The sequence below is a fragment of the Paraburkholderia sp. PGU19 genome, assembly GCF_013426915.1.
Classification (GTDB): domain Bacteria; phylum Pseudomonadota; class Gammaproteobacteria; order Burkholderiales; family Burkholderiaceae; genus Paraburkholderia.
Window position 1 is genome coordinate 2,510,273 of the sequence record NZ_AP023179.1, and the last position, 19,838, is coordinate 2,530,110.

At 62.7% G+C, this 19,838-nt stretch carries 18 protein-coding genes and 1 pseudogene; 10 read left to right on the top strand and 9 right to left on the bottom strand.

The genetic code is table 11. From position 1 onward, the window contains the following. Positions 1 to 788 precede the first annotated feature (788 nt). From ilvC to H1204_RS11480, 3 genes are all read right to left on the bottom strand, one after another. Positions 789 to 1,895, bottom strand: a complete 1,107-nt coding sequence (ilvC, locus tag H1204_RS11470; protein ID WP_319636736.1) for a ketol-acid reductoisomerase — start codon at positions 1,893 to 1,895, stop codon at positions 789 to 791. A gap of 12 nt (positions 1,896 to 1,907) precedes the next feature. Beyond that, entirely contained in the window at positions 1,908 to 2,399 is a 492-nt protein-coding gene (gene ilvN / locus H1204_RS11475; RefSeq protein ID WP_007588180.1) for an acetolactate synthase small subunit, read from the bottom strand. Between the two features lie 111 nt (positions 2,400 to 2,510). Next, positions 2,511 to 4,274, bottom strand: a complete 1,764-nt coding sequence (locus H1204_RS11480; protein WP_042316827.1) for an acetolactate synthase 3 catalytic subunit — start codon at positions 4,272 to 4,274, stop codon at positions 2,511 to 2,513. Between the two features lie 420 nt (positions 4,275 to 4,694). Between H1204_RS11480 and H1204_RS11485 the strand changes: the two genes are divergently transcribed. From H1204_RS11485 to H1204_RS11530, 10 genes are all read left to right on the top strand, one after another. Then, on the top strand, positions 4,695 to 5,258 hold the full coding sequence (locus H1204_RS11485; protein ID WP_180728398.1) for an RNA polymerase sigma factor: 564 nt from the start codon (positions 4,695 to 4,697) through the stop codon (positions 5,256 to 5,258). Beyond that, complete coding sequence (locus H1204_RS11490; protein ID WP_180728399.1) at positions 5,255 to 5,677, top strand: DUF3619 family protein; 423 nt, start codon at positions 5,255 to 5,257, stop codon at positions 5,675 to 5,677. Before H1204_RS11485 ends, H1204_RS11490 begins: the two co-directional genes overlap by 4 nt. Before the next feature lie 17 nt (positions 5,678 to 5,694). Continuing rightward, positions 5,695 to 6,453 carry a DUF3106 domain-containing protein gene (locus tag H1204_RS11495; protein ID WP_180728400.1) on the top strand — a complete coding sequence of 253 codons (759 nt, stop codon included), beginning with the start codon at positions 5,695 to 5,697 and terminating at the stop codon, positions 6,451 to 6,453. Between the two features lie 113 nt (positions 6,454 to 6,566). After that, positions 6,567 to 7,040 carry an RDD family protein gene (locus H1204_RS11500; protein ID WP_180730937.1) on the top strand — a complete coding sequence of 158 codons (474 nt, stop codon included), beginning with the start codon at positions 6,567 to 6,569 and terminating at the stop codon, positions 7,038 to 7,040. Positions 7,041 to 8,098: 1,058 nt separating this feature from the next. Next, positions 8,099 to 9,040, top strand: a complete 942-nt coding sequence (locus H1204_RS11505) for a UDP-2,3-diacylglucosamine diphosphatase (RefSeq protein WP_042316807.1) — start codon at positions 8,099 to 8,101, stop codon at positions 9,038 to 9,040. Positions 9,041 to 9,075: 35 nt separating this feature from the next. Continuing rightward, on the top strand, positions 9,076 to 10,107 hold the full coding sequence (locus tag H1204_RS11510; RefSeq protein ID WP_180728401.1) for a glycosyltransferase family 1 protein: 1,032 nt from the start codon (positions 9,076 to 9,078) through the stop codon (positions 10,105 to 10,107). Positions 10,108 to 10,147: 40 nt separating this feature from the next. Then, positions 10,148 to 10,855 (top strand): diacylglycerol kinase, encoded by a 708-nt coding sequence (locus tag H1204_RS11515; protein ID WP_180728402.1) that lies wholly within the window; start codon positions 10,148 to 10,150, stop codon positions 10,853 to 10,855. A 1,064-nt stretch (positions 10,856 to 11,919) separates the two neighbouring features. Further along, positions 11,920 to 12,636, top strand: coding sequence for a TetR/AcrR family transcriptional regulator (locus H1204_RS11520; protein ID WP_180728403.1), 717 nt, complete (start codon positions 11,920 to 11,922; stop codon positions 12,634 to 12,636). A 2-nt stretch (positions 12,637 to 12,638) separates the two neighbouring features. Further along, complete coding sequence (locus H1204_RS11525; RefSeq protein ID WP_180728404.1) at positions 12,639 to 13,223, top strand: TIGR00730 family Rossman fold protein; 585 nt, start codon at positions 12,639 to 12,641, stop codon at positions 13,221 to 13,223. A 41-nt stretch (positions 13,224 to 13,264) separates the two neighbouring features. Beyond that, positions 13,265 to 14,011: an SDR family oxidoreductase gene (locus tag H1204_RS11530; protein ID WP_180728405.1), complete on the top strand. Its 747-nt coding sequence runs from the start codon at positions 13,265 to 13,267 to the stop codon at positions 14,009 to 14,011. Between the two features lie 6 nt (positions 14,012 to 14,017). Here the strand turns inward: H1204_RS11530 and H1204_RS11535 are convergent, their stop codons facing one another. The 6 genes and pseudogenes from H1204_RS11535 to sugE form a co-directional block, all read right to left on the bottom strand. Further along, positions 14,018 to 14,653, bottom strand: coding sequence for a DUF924 family protein (locus H1204_RS11535; RefSeq protein WP_180728406.1), 636 nt, complete (start codon positions 14,651 to 14,653; stop codon positions 14,018 to 14,020). Next, complete coding sequence (locus H1204_RS11540; RefSeq protein ID WP_180728407.1) at positions 14,650 to 15,381, bottom strand: alanyl-tRNA editing protein; 732 nt, start codon at positions 15,379 to 15,381, stop codon at positions 14,650 to 14,652. Before H1204_RS11540 ends, H1204_RS11535 begins: the two co-directional genes overlap by 4 nt. 161 nt (positions 15,382 to 15,542) lie before the next feature. After that, positions 15,543 to 15,953, bottom strand: a complete 411-nt coding sequence (locus H1204_RS11545; protein WP_036003758.1) for a group II truncated hemoglobin — start codon at positions 15,951 to 15,953, stop codon at positions 15,543 to 15,545. A 54-nt stretch (positions 15,954 to 16,007) separates the two neighbouring features. Beyond that, positions 16,008 to 18,508, bottom strand: a pseudogene (locus H1204_RS11550) (FtsX-like permease family protein). 128 nt (positions 18,509 to 18,636) lie between these two features. Beyond that, positions 18,637 to 19,248, bottom strand: coding sequence for a DUF4126 domain-containing protein (locus H1204_RS11555; protein ID WP_180728408.1), 612 nt, complete (start codon positions 19,246 to 19,248; stop codon positions 18,637 to 18,639). 255 nt (positions 19,249 to 19,503) lie between these two features. Then, complete coding sequence (gene sugE, locus H1204_RS11560; protein ID WP_180728409.1) at positions 19,504 to 19,824, bottom strand: quaternary ammonium compound efflux SMR transporter SugE; 321 nt, start codon at positions 19,822 to 19,824, stop codon at positions 19,504 to 19,506. Between the last annotated feature and the right edge of the window lie 14 nt (positions 19,825 to 19,838).

Consider the following 19,838-nt stretch of genomic DNA (forward strand, 5'->3'; position numbering starts at 1 on the left):
TATTCCCCAGCGGTCCGATGACGACGTAACCCGAATTTACAGCGGGTTATCCGACCGCACACCTTTTGGTTGATGCCTATCAGCAGCTTTGGCACCGTCCTACTTACGAGGTTTATCAGCAGTTCACTTCCGTTAACCGTATCAGCCAGCCTAGCGTCTCAACCCCAGTGCTGCTGGGAGTCTCCGAGGGACGGTCTCACGACCGTCACCCGCCCTGAACGTCGGGGACTACATTGTCAGAGAAGCTTCACACCTCACCGTTGCCAGTGACGCATGTCCTCCTAGGCTACTGCTGGTCGTACAGCAGGTTCACTTCACTCGCCAAGCTGCCGGCGAGGCCGAACAATGACACACCGAGCTATTTCGCTCGTATCGCGTAGCGAATTCACCTTCCTAGGGGCGGTGAAATTGCAAACAACACTCCGCTTTGTCAGCGGAGGTGAAGCCGCTGACTGGGCGGGATCTGGCGGTAACCAGATCATTGCAATGCGTTCCTCGACCATGCAGCGCCGAGGTTCGCTTCATCAAGGGAATGGCCAAGGCCACCCCTACTTCTACAAGGGCGCGGCCCACAAGGGGGCCGCCTGCGGAGGGCATGGCACTCGAAACCGAAGTTCCGAGCGATAACCCTCTAGTCGATGCCTCATAACGCGAGGCTCACGGACACGAGCGTGCGTGTCGCACGTAAAACCGTAGGATAGCAAAAGCCGTCCAGGGTTCAGCACACCTGGACGGCTTTTTGACGCTTCCGGCGCATTTCGTGCGCCGGAGCAAGAAAAACGGGCAGATTAGTTCTTCGACTGATCGACCAGCTTGTTCTTCGCGATCCACGGCATCATCGCGCGCAGCTTCGAGCCAACCTGCTCGATCTGGTGCTCAGCCGTGATACGGCGACGCGATTGCAGCGTCGGCGCGCCAGCGCGGTTTTCGATGATGAAGCTCTTCGCGTACTCGCCCGTCTGGATGTCCTTCAGGACTTCCTTCATCACCTTCTTCGTTTCATCCGTGATGATGCGCGGACCCGTCACGTACTCACCGTACTCGGCGTTGTTCGAGATCGAGTAGTTCATGTTCGCGATGCCGCCTTCGTAGATCAGGTCGACGATCAGCTTCAGTTCGTGCAGGCACTCGAAGTACGCCATTTCCGGCGCATAGCCCGCTTCGACCAGCGTTTCGAAGCCAGCCTTGATCAGGTCGACCGTACCGCCGCACAGCACGGCTTGTTCGCCGAACAGGTCGGTTTCCGTTTCTTCACGGAAGTTCGTTTCGATGATGCCGGCACGGCCGCCGCCGTTTGCCGCTGCGTACGACAGTGCGATATCGCGTGCTGCGCCCGACTTGTCTTGCGCGACTGCGATCAGGTGCGGCACGCCGCCACCTTGCGAGTACGTGCCGCGCACCGTGTGGCCCGGCGCCTTCGGCGCGATCATGATCACGTCGAGGTCAGCACGCGGGATCACCTGGCCGTAATGCACGTTGAAGCCGTGCGCGAACGCGAGCGCCGCGCCCTGCTTGGCGTTGCCGTGCACTTCCTTTGCATAGACTTCGGCGATCTGCTCGTCGGGCAGCAGCATCATCACAACGTCTGCGCCCTTCACGGCTTCCGCCACTTCCTTCACCGTGAGGCCTGCGTTCTCAGCCTTGCTCCACGATGCGCCGCCCTTGCGCAGACCGACCGTGACGTTCACGCCGCTTTCCTTCAGGTTCAGCGCGTGCGCATGGCCTTGCGAGCCATAACCGATGATGGTGACCTGCTTGCCTTTGATGAGGGAGAGGTCGGCGTCCTTGTCGTAGAAAACTTTCATGTCTGTTCCTTGGCGAAATTCAGAAAAATGTTGCGTGTGTAGTGCTTGGGCCGGGCGCTTGACGCAACGCCCGGCGCGGATCGAACCGATGTTGCCGGGTCGTTAAACCTTCAGGATACGCTCGCCGCGCCCGATGCCCGAACCGCCCGTGCGGACCGTTTCGAGAATCGCGGTGGCGTCGAGCCCTTCGATGAACGCGTCGAGCTTCTCGCTCGCGCCCGTCAGTTCGATCGTGTAGGTCTTTTCGGTGACGTCGATGATGCGGCCGCGGAAAATATCCGACATCCGCTTCATCTCCTCACGTTCCTTGCCGACCGCCCTCACCTTGATCAGCATCAGCTCGCGCTCGATGTGGGCGCCCTCTGTCAGGTCGACCACTTTCACCACCTCGATCAGGCGGTTCAGATGCTTCGTGATCTGTTCGATCACGTCGTCCGAGCCAATGGAAACAATGGTCATGCGCGACAGCGAACGGTCTTCGGTCGGCGCCACCGTCAAGGTTTCGATGTTGTAGCCGCGTGCGGAAAAGAGGCCCACCACGCGCGACAGCGCGCCCGGTTCGTTCTCCAGCAGAACGGAAATAATGTGTCTCATGTTCGCTTCTTCCAGATGTCGATGTATGCGATGCGTGCGTTCCGCGCCGCTCCGTCCGCGCTCACCTTTTGTGGAGATGTGCATGACGGAGCCGGCGCAGGAAAGCGCTCGTTATAGATCTTCCGATCCGAGGAGCATCTCGGTGATGCCCTTGCCGGCCTGGACCATCGGCCAGACGTTTTCGGTCGGATCGGTCTGGAAGTCGAGAAACACCGTGCGATCTTTCAGGCGCAGTGCTTCCTTCAGCGCCGGTTCCACGTCAGCGGTCTTTTCGATCCGCATGCCGACGTGGCCGTACGCTTCGGCGAGCTTCACGAAGTCGGGCAGCGCATCCATGTACGAATGCGAATAGCGCTTGCTGTATTCGATCTGCTGCCACTGGCGCACCATGCCCAGATAGCGGTTGTTGAGCGAAATGATCTTGACGGGCGTGTCGTACTGCTTGCAGGTCGACAGTTCCTGGATGCACATCTGGATCGAGCCTTCGCCCGTGATACAGAGCACGTCGTCATCCGGGTGCGCCATCTTGACGCCCATCGCTGCCGGCAGGCCGAAGCCCATCGTGCCGAGACCGCCGGAGTTGATCCAGCGGCGCGGCTTGTTGAAGCGATAGAACTGCGCCGCCCACATCTGGTGCTGGCCGACGTCGGAACACACGAAGGCATTGCCGTCCGTCAGTTCCCACGCCTTTTCCACCACGTACTGCGGCTTGATGATCTCGCTCTTGCGGTCGAACTTGAGGCAGTCTTTCGAGCGCCAGGCTTCGATGTCCTTCCACCAGTCGGCGAGCGCCGCAGTGTCCGGGCCATGTTCGGCCGTTTGCAGTTGCTCGATCAGTTCCTTCAGCACTTCCTTCACGTCGCCGACGATCGGAATGTCGACCTTCACGCGCTTCGAAATCGACGAAGGGTCGATGTCGATGTGAATGATCTTGCGCGGACGCGACGAGAAGTGCGCCGGATCGCCGATCACACGGTCGTCGAAACGCGCGCCGATGGCGATCAGCACGTCGCAGTGCTGCATCGCCATGTTGGCTTCGTACGTGCCGTGCATGCCGAGCATGCCGAGGAATTTCTTGTCGCTCGCGCGGTAGCCGCCCAGCCCCATCAGCGTGTTGGTGATGGGATAGCCGAGCAGATCGGCAAACTGGTTCAGTTCACGCGACGCATCCGCGAGGATAATGCCGCCGCCCGTGTAGATATACGGACGCTTCGCCGACAACAGCAGCGCCACGGCCTTGCGGATCTGGCCCGAGTGGCCTTTCGTGACGGGGTTGTACGAGCGCAGCGACACGCTTTTGAGCGGTTCGTACTGGCAAGGCGCCTTCGACACGTCTTTCGGAATGTCGATCAGCACCGGGCCGGGACGACCGGTTCGGGCGATATAGAAAGCTTTCTTGACCGTGGCGGCGAGATCGCGCACGTCCTTCACGAGGAAGTTGTGCTTCACGCACGGACGCGTGATGCCGACGGTATCGCACTCCTGGAACGCGTCCTGACCGATCGCAGCAGTCGGCACCTGGCCGCTGATGACCACCATCGGGATCGAGTCCATATAGGCCGTCGCGATGCCCGTCACCGCGTTGGTGACGCCGGGGCCGGAGGTCACGAGACAGACGCCGACCTTGCCGGTCGAGCGCGCGTAGGCGTCGGCGGCGTGAACCGCGGCCTGCTCGTGGCGCACGAGGACGTGCTGGAATTTGTCCTGCTTGTAAAGCTCGTCGTAGATGTAGAGTACCGAGCCGCCGGGATAGCCCCAGACGAATTCGACGTCTTCGTCGGCCAGTGCCTTCATGAGCACGGTGGCGCCGATAGAGTCAGCTTCGTGATGTGGAGTGGTATCCGACGTGGAGAATTCCGCGCTGGGCATATTCATCGTTCACCTTTCGAATTTTCGGCAAAAAATTGATCGGGTGCTCTCTGCCGGGCTTGTGGCTCGGGTTCAAGCGGCGCGTCCAGTTTGACAGGAAGGCTTCTTGGGCCAACCTCAAATGAGACAAGTCACTTATGTTGCGAACCGTAGACGATATCTACGATAAGTCCGATGGTCAAGCAAATATTTCCATGATTGACGGCAAACCCGGTTTCGTCGTCCACTTCTGACCGTTTTACAGATGCGTTACGCGCGCCTTGCGGTCACCTTGACGGAAACGGCATATTTCGCGGCTCAAGGCCGATGCGAGGCAAAAGCCTGCCGCGTTTTTCCCCGGTCAGGGTGAAAGTTTGTTAGCATCCGCGAGTTTTACGACATTTTTCGACCGATTCCGCGCACACTCGCTGCGCCGACCCCCAACGGATGGCATCAGACAAGGAACTCGCCGATTTTCTGGCGGGCGTCGAAAGGCGCGCGTTCAAGCAGACGGTCTACGCCGTGAGGGACGACGACGCGTCGCTCGACATCGTGCAGGACGCGATGATCAAGCTCGCCGAAAAATACGGCGACCGCCCTCCCGCTGAGCTACCGCTTTTGTTTCAGCGTATTCTCCAGAATGCGATGCACGACTATTTCCGTCGGCAGAAAGTACGCAATACCTGGGTGACCCTGTTCTCGTCGCTGGGCAACGCCGATGACGAAGACTTCGACCCGCTGGAGACATTCGAAAGCCAGGACGGCTCGACGGGTGTGGAAAGCAGCGAGCAGCGGCTCGAACGCGAACAGGTCCTGCAGTTGATCGACGACGAAATCCAAAAGTTGCCGGCTCGTCAACGGGAGGCGTTTCTGATGCGTTACTGGGAAGATATGGATGTCGCTGAGACTGCCGCCGCCATGGGCTGCTCGGAAGGCAGTGTGAAAACGCACTGCTCGCGAGCCACGCACACGCTGGCGCACGCGCTCAGGGCCAAAGGAATCACGCTATGAGCTCCGCTCCCGAAACAAAAGAACTCGAGTTTGCGCTGCAGCTTCGGCGTGCGCTCGACGAAAACGCTGCCCGCATTCCGCCTGCCACGACCGACCGGCTCGCCGCCGCGCGCCGTGCCGCACTCGCTCGCAAGAAGCCCGAAGCGGTGCATGCGCCCGCTTTCGCGCCCGTGTTCGTCGGCGCGGGGACGCTTGCCCACATGCCGGAACCGTCGCGCCGTCTGCCGCGCCTGCGCAAACTCGCGCTCGCCTGGCCGGTGCTCGCGCTGGTCATCGGACTCGCGGGTATCGCGTGGTGGGAAGACCATCAGCGCACGGCCGAGCTCGCCGATATCGATGCCGCCATGCTGAGCGACGACCTGCCGCTCAATGCCTATCTCGATCACGGGTTCAACGCGTACCTGACGCGTAACCACTGACCGGGGAGAGTTGACGGGTGAGTTACAAGCGCGGCCTTGCCGTTGTGTCTGGATGCGTGATTGCAGCCCTGGTGTCATTCGCCGCCACCTATCCGCGCTTCTACCCGACACCCACGCCTGTCGCGGCGCCCTCCAGCGGGGCGCCCGCGAAGGCGGCCGCCCCGGCGTTGACAGTCGACCTGCCGGGCTTGCCCATCTCGACCAGTCCGCTCGCGTGGTCGAAGCTCACCAACGCCGAACACGTCGCGCTCGCGCCGTTCGCAGTGCAATGGGACGCCTTCAGCGAGGAGCGCAAGCGCAAATGGCTGAAAATTGCGTCGCGTTATCCGAAGATGACGCCGGAAGCGCAAAAAATTCTGCACGAGCGCATGGCGGAGTGGGTGCGCATGACGCCCGAGCAGCGGCGCGTCGCGCGAGAAAATTATCAGGTTTCGAAAGAACTACCGCGTGAGGCGCGTCAGAACGCATGGAAGGCGTACCAGCAGTTGCCTGAAGAGCAGAAGCAAAAGCTCGCCGCCAGCGAGCGCAAGCGCCGGCCGACGGTCGTCAGCGCGCCGCCTTCGGGCAAGTCCGAGATCAAGGACATCAACCGGCTCGTGAATGGCAAGGACAAGCTCGCGAGCGTGCCTGTGCCGCCGGCGACGGCAGGCGCCTCCGCCGGAGTCGCGGCGCCCTCGCCCGGCGCGCCCGCCATTCCCGCCACTGGCAGCTTCGTGCCGGCGACGCCGACACCCGTCTCGCCGTCCGACGCGCCGTCCATCTTCAACGGCTCATAATCCCTCTGCGAGCCTGCGTCGCGGGCTCATCAACGGCAACCGAGGCCTAGCCAGTGTCCACTTCCGTCGACTCCGCAGCCGTGCCGCTCCCGCCCGAATCTGTCGAACCGTCGATGCCGACTGTGCGTCGGAGGCTTGCCGCGCTGATGTACGAAGGTGTGTTGCTGTTTGGCGTGGTGTTCCTCGCGGGGTATCTGTTCAGCACGCTTACGCAGCAGCGCAATGGGCTGACTCATCACAACTGGCTTGCGGCCTGGGTGGGGCTGGTGGTCGGGGTGTATTTCGTCTGGTTCTGGACACACGGCGGCCAGACGCTGCCGATGAAGACCTGGCGATTACGGGTGGTGGCCGCCAGGGATGGCGGGCGGCTTTCCGTGCTGCGCGCGGTGGTGCGGTATGTGTTTGCGTGGTTGTGGTTTTTGCCGCCGTTGGCGGTGCATCCGCTTTTTGGACTTAAGGTGCCGCAGACGCTGATTGTTGCTGGCGTGTGGTTCGTTTTGTATGCGGCCGTCGGGCGGGTCGGTGTGAGCCGGCAGTTTCTGCATGATCGGATGGCGGGGACTAAAGTCGTTTCGATATCGCGGTGAGATTTTTTGCCTGCGGCGGTTTTTTGCTGGTTATGTGGTGTTTGCTGGGCCGCCGTTTGGTGTGCTTGGGTTTGTGCTGGCATCCGGTTCGGTTGTTTTGGCGTTTGCGCTGGCATCCGCGCTATGGTGTTTGCTGTTCACGCGTCGCCCCTGTGCGGGGCGGCACCTACTTTTCTTTGCCGCCGCAAAGAAAAGTAGGCAAAAGAAAGCGGCTAACACCGCTAATTCTTGTGTTTGCCTGAGGGCCCTCAAAGGGTCTTACGCTTCACACGGCAATCACGTGACCCACGTTCGTTGCCAGCGCTCTTGCGGTGCTCATCACCCGCTTCATGCATCCGCGTTGCAGCATGCCGTGCCAGATATTCAACCGCCGCCCAGGTGGCAAACTGTGTGTAGGCGTTCGCACCATAAACGCACCACTCCGGACCGATAGCGCACGCGTTCCACCCTGTAAGAGCGCCACGCTATACGACGCGACAACCTACACACAGTTTGCCACCTGGGCTGCACATACCAGTCGCTGCCGCTTGCCCGTGCAAATGCATTCGAAGCGGGTGAGGCGTTTATTCAAAGCGTTGGCAACACGCGCCAGCAGAGCCGTTGCCATGTGAAGCGTAAGACCCTGTGGGGGCCCTCAGGCACACACTAGAACTGGCGGTGTGAGCCGCTTTCTTTTGCCTACTTTTCTTTGCGGCGGCAAAGAAGAGTAGGTGCCGCCCCGCACAGGGGCGACGCTTGAACAGCAAACACCATAGCGCGGATGCTAGCGCAAACACCAAAACACCAAAACGCCAAACGGCAACGCGCACAAAGTCCCGCTATCGGCAATGGCATCGCTGCCGCGATAAATCGAATAGACGACCGTATCCAGCCCGTCGGCGCCCACGCGCCACCCATCACACCAACCATCGCCGCGGGCGTCACGACCACGAACCCATCAATCGCACCGTTGCATCGCGCCGACAATCGCCAACGCGTAATAAGAACTTCTCGTGAATGTCACGGCTCCGTCATGCAGCAATGGCGCAATGCGGGTACTGCAACTCGACGCGTGAGCCATGGACAACAACACGTCCGCGACTTCCCTCTTCCGCCAGAATGGCCCGAGCGTCGATCCCGTCGCTTTCGGCCCCCGCACCCCCTCAGTTGGCCTGCCGCCGCTTCCGCATCTACCGGTGACGCCAACACCTTCCGAAAGCGATCACGACGACGGTCACGAGAATTCGCACCGCTATCGCACCATCTGGCTCTCCGACATTCACCTCGGTTCCGGCGGCTGCCAGGCGAACTATCTGCTCGACTTCCTGCGGCACAACGAGTCAGAGTACCTGTACCTCGTCGGCGACATCATCGACGGCTGGCAACTGAAGAAAGGCTGGTACTGGCCACAGGCGCACAACGACGTCGTGCAGAAGATCCTGCGCAAGGCGCGCAAGGGCACGCAGGTCGTGTACATCCCCGGCAATCACGACGAAGGCGCGCGCCAGTTCTGCGATCTCGCATTCGGCGACATCCACGTGCGCGGCGAGGCGTTCCACACGACGCTGCAGGGCAAGCGCCTGTGGATCGTGCACGGCGATCTGTTCGACGGCGTGATCCAGCACGCGAAGTGGCTCGCGTATCTCGGCGACACGCTCTACACGATGATTCTCGTGCTGAACCGCTGGTTCAACCGCATCCGCATCAAGCTCGGTTTCCAGTACTGGTCGCTATCGCAGTACCTGAAGCATCAGGTGAAGAACGCGGTGAACTTCATCTCGGCGTTCGAGAACGTGATGACGGATGAAGCGCGCCGCCGCGGCTGCGACGGCGTCGTGTGCGGGCACATTCACAAGGCTGAGATCCGCGAGATCGACGGCGTGCTGTATTGCAACGACGGCGACTGGGTAGAAAGCCTGTCGGCGCTCGTCGAGACCTACGAAGGCGAGTTGAAGGTCATCTACTGGACCGTGATGCGCTCGCCCGAAGCGAACACGACGAAAGCCCGCGCCACAGCGTGACCGCACACCATTACCACTACGAGAGGGCCAATCGCATGAAGATCATGATCGTCACCGATGCGTGGGAACCGCAGGTCAATGGCGTGGTTCGCACGCTGAAGAACACGACGCGCGAGTTGACGGCGATCGGCCACAAGGTCGATCTGCTGACGCCGCTCGAGTTCAAGACGATTCCGTGCCCGACGTACCCGGAGATTCGCCTGTCGCTGATGCCGCGGCGCCACTTGCGCAAGCGCATCGACGAATTCCAGCCGGACGCGCTGCACATCGCGACGGAAGGCCCGCTCGGGCTGGCCGCGCGCAAGTATGCGATCGAGCACAAGCTGCCGTTCACGACGGCCTATCACACGCGCTTTCCCGAATACGTCGAGGCGCGCTTCGGCGTTCCCGTCTCGTGGACGTACCGTTTCCTGCACTGGTTTCACAAGGCATCGCTTGCCGTGATGGCGCCGACGCCGGTCGTCAAGACCGACCTCGAAAAGTTCGGCTTCACGAACGTCGTGCTGTGGACGCGCGGCGTCGATCTCGACATCTTCCGGCAGATGGAGTCGAAGGTGCTGAACACCGCGCGGCCGATTTTTCTGTACGTCGGACGCGTGGCCGTCGAGAAGAATGTCGAAGCGTTCCTGAAGCTCGATCTGCCCGGCTCGAAGTGGGTCTGCGGTGAAGGCCCGGCGCTTGCCGAACTGAAGTCGCGCTATCCGGCCGCCAACTATCTCGGCGTTCTGACGCAGGCCGAACTCGCGAAGGTCTACGCTGCCGCTGACGTGTTCGTATTCCCGAGCAGGACCGACACGTTCGGTCTCGTGCTGCTCGAAGCGCTTGCGTGCGGCACGCCTGTTGCGGCGTATCCTGTAACGGGTCCGATCGATGTGCTCGGCGATGGCGGCGCGGGCGCGATGCACGAAGACTTGCGCGAAGCGTGCCTGCAGGCGCTGAAGATCGATCGCAACGATGCGCGCGCGTGGGCCGAACGTTTTTCGTGGACGGCCGCGTCCGAGCAGTTTGCAGCGCATCTGAAGCCGTTGTCGCGTTCCGCTTATCGCGAGGAAAGCGCCGCCGCCTGATCCGCCCGACGCGCAAGCGCCATCACTTCTCGCCACGCCCATGCAAACGAGACAATCGAACGCATTGCGCGCTCCGCAGGAATCGCTGCGCGACGCGAAGACGGCAGTGTCGAACGCGGAGCCGTATGGCGAACCGTTCGATGATGTGCATGATATGCACGAGGACGGCGCGCCGCGGGCGCGTTATGCTGGAGAGTCCAGATCTGCTCCTGTTTCTGCCATGTCATCTACTACGCGCGATGCCGCGCGAGCCCGCGAAGACGCGCTGAATGGCGCGAAAGCCGATGCGCCGGAATCGCTCGAGCCATTGGGTCCCGATGATCCGCTCGCGCCGCTGCCCTTCAATCCATACAAGGGCAATCGCGGGATCACCCGCGCGTGGCATGCGATGAAGAATTCGTTTGCCGGGTTTCGGGTCGCGATTCGTGAGGAGAGCGCGTTTCGGCAGGAGCTGACGTTGGCGGCGATTCTTTTGCCTTGCGGCGTATTGGTGCCTGTTGAGCCGGTGTCTCGTGTGCTGTTGCTGGGATCTGTGTTTCTTGTGCTGATTGTCGAGTTGCTCAACTCGAGCGTCGAGGCGGCTATTGATCGGATTTCGCTTGAGCGGCATGAATTGTCCCGGCGTGCGAAGGATCTCGGCAGTGCTGCCGTGATGGTTGCGCTTTTTATCTGCGTGATGACGTGGGGTTTGCTCGTTGGGCCGCTTGTTGTGCATTGGGTGAGTGGGTGGGTTCGGGCTATGCAGTAGGGGTGGTTTTTCGTTTTGCTGTGTCTGCGACGCTGGGCTGGGGTGGTTTGGTTTTCGCTGGCGTCCGCGGCTGAGGCTTCGATGCGCGGGCGGTTTGGTTTGCTTGTGTTTTCGCTGGCATCCGCGTTTTGTTAGCTTGCTTCACGCGTTGCCCCTGTGCGGGGCGGCACCTACTTTTCTTTGCCGCCGCAAAGAAAAGTAGGCAAAAGAAAGCGGCTAACACCGCCAGTTTTTGTGTTTGTCTGAGGGCCCCCAACCGGTCTTACGCTTCACACGGCGGCGTATCTGTTCGCGTGCGTTGCCAACGCTTCGAATGACCGCCTCACCCGCTTCAAACACCCGCACACGAGCTAGCGGCAGCGACTGGTATGTGCCGCCCAGGTGGCAAACTGTGTGTAGGTTGTCGCGTCGTATAACTTGGCGCTCTTACAGGGTGGGGCCCGTGCGCTATCGTTCCGAAGTGAGGCGTGTGGAGTACTACGGCCTACACACAGTTTGCCACCTGGGCGGCCGTGGAATATCTGGCACGGCGTGGGGCGACGCGGGCGCGTGAAGCGGGTGAGGCGCACCGCAAGAGCGTTGGCAACGAACATGAGTCATGTGATTGCCGTGTGAAGCGTAAGAACCTTTGGGGGCCCTCAGGCAAACACAAGGATTGGCGGTGTTAGCCGCTTTCTTTCGCCTACTTTTCTTTGCGGCGGCAAAGAAAAGTAGGTGCCGCCCCGCACAGGGGCGACGCTTGAAGCACGAAGGCACAGCGCGGATGCCAGCGCAAATGCCAGAACACCACACGGCGCCGCCTGAAGCATGACGGCAAAACGCGGATGCCAGCGCAAAGGCCAAAACACCAAACGGCAACGCATGAACCACAAAAACAAAACGCGGACGCCCGCACAACCGCCTAAAGCCCCACCAACCCCGCCCGCGCAGCAAAAACCCCAACCCCAAACCAGCGTCGCAGACAGAACCAAATCCCATCGAACGGTCGGTTTATAATCGTAAAGACAGCCTGCACAAACCCCAAAACCCAGCCCGGGCAGCGCAGCAAGCCCGCCAAGGACGATATGGAAGCCAAACCTCCCCGCCGCACGCGCGAACGGATTCTCGAACTATCGTTGAAGCTCTTCAACGATATCGGCGAGCCGAACGTCACGACGACGACGATCGCCGAGGAAATGGAAATCAGTCCAGGCAACCTGTACTACCACTTCCGCAACAAAGACGACATCATCAACAGCATCTTCAGCCAGTTCGAGCAGGAGATCGAAAAGCGTCTGCGTTTCCCGGACGACCATCGCGCAACCATCGACGAAATGTGGTCGTATCTGCAGTACATGGTCGATTTCACGTGGCGCTACCGCTTCCTGTATCGTGACCTGAACGATCTGCTCGCACGCAACCGCACGCTCGAAACACACTTCAAGCAGATCATCAGCCACAAGGTGCGCTTCGCCAGCCAGTTCTGCGAGCAGCTCGTGGCCGACAACGAAATGGTCGCGACGCCCGACGAGCTCAAGGTCATCGCGACCAATATCGGCGTGATCGCGACCTACTGGCTGTCATATCAGTTCGTCATGAATCCGCGCAAGTACAACGAACAGGAAGCGATCCAGGCCGAGCTGCATCAGGTCAGCGTGCAGATCGTGTCGCTGATGGCGCCGTATCTGCGCGGACGCTCGCGCGAACTGTTCGACGATCTGGTGTCGGGCAAACATCCGCAGCGCGAGTTCTACGACTATCTGCCGCCGCGCGAACCTCGCAACGAATCGAAGGACAGGTAACGATGAAGGCAGTCTGTGTCTATTGCGGCTCCTCCAACGGAGCCAAACCGCTATACCGCGAGGCCGCGAAAGCATTCGGACGCGCGCTCGTCGCGGCGAACCTGTCGCTCGTCTACGGTGGCGGCAAGGTCGGCCTGATGGGCGTGATCGCCGACGAAGTGATGGCCGCGGGCGGCCGCGCGATCGGCGTGATCCCCGAACTGCTGGTCAACAAGGAAGTCGGCCACAACGGCCTGTCGGAACTGCACGTCGTGCCCGACATGCATCAACGCAAGAAGATGATGGCCGATCTCTCCGACGCGTTCGTCGCGATGCCAGGCGGCGCAGGCACGCTCGAAGAGCTGTTCGAGGTCTACACGTGGGCGCAGCTTGGCTATCATCAGAAGGCCGTGGCCGTGTTGAATATCGACGGCTTCTACGATCCGTTGATCGCGATGCTCGAACACACCGTGCAGGAAGGCTTCATGCGCCAGACGTACTTCGACATCCTGCAGGTCGACAGCGATCCCGCCGCGCTGATCCAGAAGCTGCAACGCTACCAGCCGCCCATAAGCGACAAGTGGGCGGACAACCGCGAGCGCGTGTGACGCGCGTTGAGCGCTTTCCTGCTGCATAGCGAGAGGCAAGCATGACGAAAGTGGTTCTGATCACGGGCGCGAGCCGCGGCATCGGCCGCGCAACGGCACACATGCTCGGCACGCACGGCTGGTCGGTCGGCGTGAACTACGCGACCAATGAAGCCGCCGCCAAACAGACAGCCGCCGAAGTCGGACGCGCAGGCGGCCATGCTCGCCTGATCGCGGGCGACGTCGCCGACGAAGCGCAAGTCATCGCGATGTTCGATGCAGTAGAGCATGCGTTTGGCCGCCTCGACGCGCTAGTCAACAACGCGGGCATCGTCGCGCCTTCGATGCCGCTCGCCGAGATGGACGCCACGCGCCTGAAGCGCATGTTCGACGTCAACGTGTACGGCGCGTATCTGTGCGCGCGAGAGGCGGCGCGACGCATGTCGAAGGATCGTGGCGGACATGGCGGCGTGATCGTCAACGTGTCGTCAGCGGCGTCGCGGCTTGGCTCGCCGAACGAATACGTCGATTACGCCGGCTCGAAGGGCGCGGTCGACACGATGACGATCGGCCTCGCGAAAGAACTCGGCCCGCAGGGCATCCGCGTGAACGCAGTGCGCCCCGGACTGATCGACACCGATATCCACGCGAGCGGCGGCCGTCCCGACCGCGCCGCGGTGCTCGGCATGCAGACGCCGCTCGGCCGTCCGGGCACGGCCGACGAGGTCGCCGAAGCGATCGTCTGGTTGTTGAGCGATGCGTCATCGTATGTGAACGGCGCGCTGCTCGATGTCAGCGCGGGCCGCTGAGCAAAACTAAAACGACGACCCCGGCTCACGCAAAAACGCAATCTCTTCATCGCTCGACGGACGCCCGAGCAGCGCATTGCGATGCGGAAAGCGCCCGAAGCGTTCGACGATCCGCGCATGCTGTAGAGCGGAACGCGCATACGAAGAGTCCAGCCCTTGCGCTTCGAGCAGCGTGTAAAGACGCACGCCTTCACGCTGGCCTTCCACCGTCTCATCGTGCTCGAACGGAATGTACGCGAACGCGCGGTGATAAACGGTCGGCAGCAACACGTCGCTGCCCTCTTCGATCATGCGACGCGTGATGTTCATCGCCTGTGCGTCGCCGTCGTACATGCGCGCCGTTCGCCGATGACAATTGCGCGTGAACTGGTCGAGCACGATCACCAGCGCCAGCGAGCCAAGCGGCGTCCTGAGCCATGCATCGAGTTCGTGCGCGAGCGCCGCTTCGATCGACGCACCGAATCGCTCGCGCAGCATCGTGTCGAACGCGTCGCTGCGTTTGAACCAGCGCTTCTGGTCCTTGCCATATTCATCCGAACCCGGCGTGCCGAACCAGCAAACGAGCACGTCGCGCGCCATCGGATCGAGTGCCTCGTAGTCCGCTTCCGGCGAATACGCCGCCGCGTCGAAACGCACGCTCATGCGAACTCCAGCACGAGCCGCCGCGTACGCGCGCTTTTCTTTTCCAGCTTCGCGACGCGCAGCGCGCCGATCTCTTCCGTGTTGTGCACATGCGTGCCGCCGCACGGCTGCAGATCGACGCCTTCGATGCGCAGCAGCCGCACCCGCCCGAGGCCCATCGGCGGCTTTACGCTCATCGTGCGGACCAGTTCGGGGCGCGCCGCCATTTCATCGTCGGTGATCCATTGCGTCGCGACGGCATGCGCGCCGCCCACCAGTTCCGCGAGCCGCGTTTCGACGAGTTCGCGTTCAATCGGCTCGACGGTCGCGAAATCGAGGCGCGCGTAGTCGGACGTGATGCTGCAGCCATCGACGGGATACGGCAGCACCGCGCACATCAGGTGGCTCGCCGTGTGCAGGCGCATGTGCCGGTAGCGGCGCGTCCAGTCGATCTGCGCTGTCACCTTCTGGCCAACGGCAAGCTGCGCGAGCAGCGCTTCCTGGCCGGGCACGGGAACGTGGACGGCGTCGTCGGGCGTCGCGCCTTCGAACTTCGCCTTGCGGGTATCGGCGATCTCGATACGCGTGCCGTCGGCGAGCGTCAACGCGCCCGCGTCGCCCGCCTGGCCGCCGCCGAGGGGATAAAACACGGTTTGATCGAGATGGATGCCCTGCTCGTCGAGCGCGGTGATGGTCGCGTCGCAGTGGATCAGATAGGCGTCGTCGCGAAACAGCGCGCGCGTCGTCATGGGGAGTCTCCTTTGTGCTTTGGTCGTGCCAGCGGACATTATGCCGATGCCGCCAACGCCCGCCGCGTTCAGATTGAAGCGCTCCCGACCGAACTGTACCGGTTACTCTGGCACGACGCTTTTACGACGCGCAACACTTAGGCGCGCTGTCGGCCAGCGCGTCAGCCCGGATGATTGCGCATCCAGTCGGCCGTATCGAAGAACGAATGCAGCAGGCGTTCACGCAATGGCTCGGGCAGGCCGACGTCTTCCATCGCCCACGCCATGCAGCGCAGCCACTGGTCGCGCTCCACCGACGCGATCTGGAACGGCAGATGCCGCGCACGCAGACGCGGATGGCCAAAGCGGCTGATGTAGTGATCGGGGCCGCCGAGCCAGCCGCACAGGAACCAGAACAGCTTGTCGCGCGAGCCGTCGAGCGTCGGCGGATGCAGCTTGCGGATACCGGCGAAGTCGGCTTCGAGGTCCATCAGGTCGTAGAAACGGTCGACGATTTCGCGCACGCGCGCTTCGCCGCCTACCAGTTCGAAGGCCGTCGGCTGCGACGGTGCTTCGTCAATCGGATCAGTCATACGGGCAACTACACAGTCAAAGAAATTTCAGGACGGCGGACGCTGCTTCACGCTTCACGCATCGCGCAGCGATTGCAGCGCGGGCCGCATCAGCACGTGACGCAGGCTGAGCCACCCGCCAACGGCCGAGCAGACGACGCCCGCCGCAATGCCCGCGGGCAGGAGCCACGGGTTGAAGTTGATCGAAAAGTCGAACACGCGCGACGCGAGCACGAAGCCGATCAGCTGCGAGCCGATCGCCGCCATGAGCCCCGACAACGCACCAACCACGACGAACTCCGCGACCTGCACCGCGCGCACCTGCGCGTGCGACGCGCCGAGCGCGCGCAGCAGCGCGGATTCTCGCATACGCTCGTCGCGCGTGCCCGCGAGCGCGGCGTACAGCACCAGCACGCCCGCGAACAGCGTGAAGCCGAACAGGAACTGCACGGCGCCGATCACCTGGCCGATCACGCGCTGCACCTGGGTAAGAATCGGCGCGGTATCGATCGCGGTGAGGTTCGGATATTGACCGATCAGCCCGTCGATCACCGCGCGCCGCCCAGGCGGCACATGGAAGCTCGTGATGAACGTCGCCGGATAGTCCTTCAGCGCGGCAGGCGGCATCACGACAAAGAAGTTGACCTTGAACGAGCTCCAGTCGAGCTTGCGCACGCTCGTCACGGGCGCGTCGACCTGCAGGCCCGTCACGTCGAAGCGCAGCGTGTCGCCGACCTTCACGCTGAGAATCTTCGCGAGGCCCTGCTCGATAGAAATCTGCGGTGTCGTCGCGTTGCCGTACCAGTCGCCCGACACGATCCGGTTGTCGTCCGGCAACTGCGTCGTGTACGACAGGTTGAACTCGCGATCCACCAGCCGTCGCGCATCTTCGCTCTTGAAGTCGTCGGGATTGACGGGTTTGCTGTTGATCGCGATCAGGCGGCCACGCACCATCGGCGCAAGCTCGACGCCGGGAAAACCGTGCGCCGACAGATAGTTCGTGACGAGATCGCGCTGGTCGGGCTGGATGTCGATGATGAATTCGTTCGGCGCGTCGGGCGGCGTCGAACGCTGCCAGCCTTCAATCAGATCGTTGCGCGTCATCGCGATCAGCAGCAGGCACATCAGGCCGATCGCAAGCGCGGTGATTTGCAGCGCGCTCGAATTCGCGCGCCGCTCCAGCGACGCCAGCGCGTAGCGCCAGCCAATGCCGATATGAAAGCGCTCACTGCGCACGACACGCGACGCGCCCCACAGCGCCAGACGCGCGACCAGCGCGAACAGCAGCAGTCCGCCGGCGAAGCCGCCCGCGACGATCCCGCCGATCTTCACTTCGCCCGCGGCGAGAATCAGCAGCCCGCGAACAGCACGATGCCGAGCGCGTACGCGGCCCACGCGGTGCGCCCTTCCTCGCCCCACTCTCGACGCAGCACGCGCACGGGCGGCACATGCGTCAACGGCAACAGCGGCGGCAGCGCGAAACCGACCAGCAGCACGAGACCGGCGGCGATCCCTTCGAGCGCGGGCCAGACAGTCGGATAAGGCAACGACACGTCGATCAGGCTGCCAAGCCACCAGAAGAGCGCGAGATGCCCGCCGAAACCGAGCATCACGCCCGCCGCGCCGCCGACCAGACCGAGTCCCGCGAATTCGAACAGGAACAGCGCGCGCAAGGTTCGCTGGCTTGCGCCGAGGCAGCGCATCGCCGCGCAGCTATCCAGATGCCGCCGCATGTAGCGATGCGCGGCCATCGCGATCGCGACGGCGGCCAGCAGCGCCGTCAGAAGCGACACGAGCGTCAGGAAGTGGCTCGCGCGGTCGAGCGTCTGGCGCACCTGCGGCTGACCGTCCTGCAGCGACTCCAGCGCGTAGCCGCGCATCTTGCCGTTGTCGACGCGCTCATGCGCCCACTTCGCAAACGACGCAACCGGCTCGTCGCCGCCCGCCACCAGCAGCCTGTAAGTGACGCGGCTGCCGTAGCCCGTCAGTCCCGTCGACGCGAGATCGTCTGCGCGCATCATCAGGCGCGGCGAGAAATTGACGAACGCGAAGCCGCGATCCAGTTCGCGCGTGATCAAGGCGCCGATCGTGAAATCGCGCCCGCCCACTTTCACCTTGTCGCCGATGCGCGCCTTCAGCGCGTCCAGCATCTGCTGATCGACCCACACCTCGCCGGGCGGCGGGATACCGCGCACTTCGCGGTCGGGCGCGCCTTCCGTGAGCGCGATTTTCAACTCGCCGCGCAACGGATAACCCGCCGACACCGCTTTCACCGCCGCCAGCCGCGAGACCGGCTGTGACCCAGACGTCGATGCCGTCGAGTTGACCATGCTGGGGAAAATAGCCGTCGTCGCCGTGTCGAGGCCGAGCGCTTTGGCTTTGTCGGCGAATTGCGGATCGACGGGATGGTCGGAGCGGACGATGAAATCGGCGGCAATCATGCGCCGCGCATCGCGCTCTAGACCCTGATGCAGACGGTCGGCCAGAAAGCCGACGCTGGACAGCGCCGCGACGGCCAGCACGAGTGCGAGCAGCAGCATCGTCAGTTCGCCCGCGCGCCAGTCGCGCGCCGTCATGCGCAGCGACTGATGCAGCAGATGGCCCAGCGACAGCCGGTGCGAGGGGGCGCGCCGCTGATGGCGGTCACGCGGGGATTCAGGCGGAAGCTCGGGCGGAGCCTCGGTGGTGACGCGTTCGGCTTCGCTCAATCGTGACGGCTCCGCGCGAATCGCGACACCATATGCGTCGCCATGCCGCGAAAGCCGCCCTGCACGCCGCGCCACAGACGCGGCAGCACCCAGCTCGCGAGCACGAGGAAGCCGACCAGCAGCACGAGAAACAGCACGGGGACGAACAGCGCGAGCAGCAGCCCGCCGAACACGAGCCCGTCCTCCGCCGTCGACGTGACAACATTGGATACCGGCTCCGGCGACAGATTGATCAGCGCCCGCGTGCCGGCCTTCGTCAGATGCGATGCGCCGGCGAGCGTGCCGCCTGCCAGCGCCGCAACCGTCATCAGCGCCGGATCGGCGTGACCGAGCGCGCCGACGGCTAGCATGGCGCCCGCCGGAATGCGGATGAACGTGTGAACGGCGTCCCACAGCGAATCGAACGCGGGAATCTTGTCAGCGAGGAATTCGGCGAGCGTCAGGATGGCCGCTGCGCCGATCACCCACGGCGACTGCAGCACGGATAGCGTATCGGGAAGATGGATGAAACCGGCGCGCCCGAACACGCCCGCGATCAGGACGGTCAGATAAAGGCGCAAGCCGCTGCCCCAGGAGAGGCCCGCTGCAAGCGAAAGAGGTTCAAGCATGGCCGCCTCCGAGGCGCGCATCGCGTGCCGTCAGTTCCGGCGGCTGTGCCATGAAACGGTGGGAAGCGCCAGTGGCTCCCGCCCGCCGAAGCCGCCGGACCCGCGCATCAAGGCCGCGCGGAGCAATTTCAGGGTGATTTCTGTCTCATTATAGCCACGTCAATCCGCCGACCGCACGGCTGCGCGGCGGTTTGTAGCGTGATTGCGGCAATTTCCAGACGAATGGCGCGCTTTGACGAGCCAGCGGACGTCCAGTCAGTGCCCGGACGAGAGCTTCAATCCGATCAGTCCGAAGACGATCAGCACCGCGCTGCCGACGCGCGCCGCCGTCACCGCCTCGCCCATCATCACGATGCCGAAAATGAACGCGCCGACCGCGCCGATGCCCGTCCAGACGGCGTAGGCCGTGCCGAGCGGCAACTGGCGCATCGCCATGGCAAGCAGCACGAAGCTGCCGAGCGCCGTCACAATCGTGAAGACGGACGGCCAGAAGCGGGTAAAGCCTTCGGAGGTCTTGAGACCGGCCGCCCACGCGACTTCCAGCAAACCGGCGACAAACAGAAGAATCCAGGACATGAGACGAACTCCCA

Excerpts from the sequence above, each read along its gene's own strand:
- ilvN (WP_007588180.1), bottom strand. The coding sequence starts at position 2,399 with ATGAGACACATTATTTCCGTTCTGCTGGAGAACGAACCGGGCGCGCTG.
- H1204_RS11480 (WP_042316827.1), bottom strand. The coding sequence starts at position 4,274 with ATGAATATGCCCAGCGCGGAATTCTCCACGTCGGATACCACTCCACAT.
- H1204_RS11485 (WP_180728398.1), top strand. The coding sequence starts at position 4,695 with ATGGCATCAGACAAGGAACTCGCCGATTTTCTGGCGGGCGTCGAAAGG.
- H1204_RS11490 (WP_180728399.1), top strand. The coding sequence starts at position 5,255 with ATGAGCTCCGCTCCCGAAACAAAAGAACTCGAGTTTGCGCTGCAGCTT.
- H1204_RS11500 (WP_180730937.1), top strand. The coding sequence starts at position 6,567 with ATGCCGACTGTGCGTCGGAGGCTTGCCGCGCTGATGTACGAAGGTGTG.
- H1204_RS11505 (WP_042316807.1), top strand. The coding sequence starts at position 8,099 with ATGGACAACAACACGTCCGCGACTTCCCTCTTCCGCCAGAATGGCCCG.
- H1204_RS11510 (WP_180728401.1), top strand. The coding sequence starts at position 9,076 with ATGAAGATCATGATCGTCACCGATGCGTGGGAACCGCAGGTCAATGGC.
- H1204_RS11515 (WP_180728402.1), top strand. The coding sequence starts at position 10,148 with ATGCAAACGAGACAATCGAACGCATTGCGCGCTCCGCAGGAATCGCTG.
- H1204_RS11520 (WP_180728403.1), top strand. The coding sequence starts at position 11,920 with ATGGAAGCCAAACCTCCCCGCCGCACGCGCGAACGGATTCTCGAACTA.
- H1204_RS11525 (WP_180728404.1), top strand. The coding sequence starts at position 12,639 with ATGAAGGCAGTCTGTGTCTATTGCGGCTCCTCCAACGGAGCCAAACCG.
- H1204_RS11530 (WP_180728405.1), top strand. The coding sequence starts at position 13,265 with ATGACGAAAGTGGTTCTGATCACGGGCGCGAGCCGCGGCATCGGCCGC.
- H1204_RS11535 (WP_180728406.1), bottom strand. The coding sequence starts at position 14,653 with ATGAGCGTGCGTTTCGACGCGGCGGCGTATTCGCCGGAAGCGGACTAC.
- H1204_RS11540 (WP_180728407.1), bottom strand. The coding sequence starts at position 15,381 with ATGACGACGCGCGCGCTGTTTCGCGACGACGCCTATCTGATCCACTGC.
- H1204_RS11545 (WP_036003758.1), bottom strand. The coding sequence starts at position 15,953 with ATGACTGATCCGATTGACGAAGCACCGTCGCAGCCGACGGCCTTCGAA.
- H1204_RS11555 (WP_180728408.1), bottom strand. The coding sequence starts at position 19,248 with ATGCTTGAACCTCTTTCGCTTGCAGCGGGCCTCTCCTGGGGCAGCGGC.
- sugE (WP_180728409.1), bottom strand. The coding sequence starts at position 19,824 with ATGTCCTGGATTCTTCTGTTTGTCGCCGGTTTGCTGGAAGTCGCGTGG.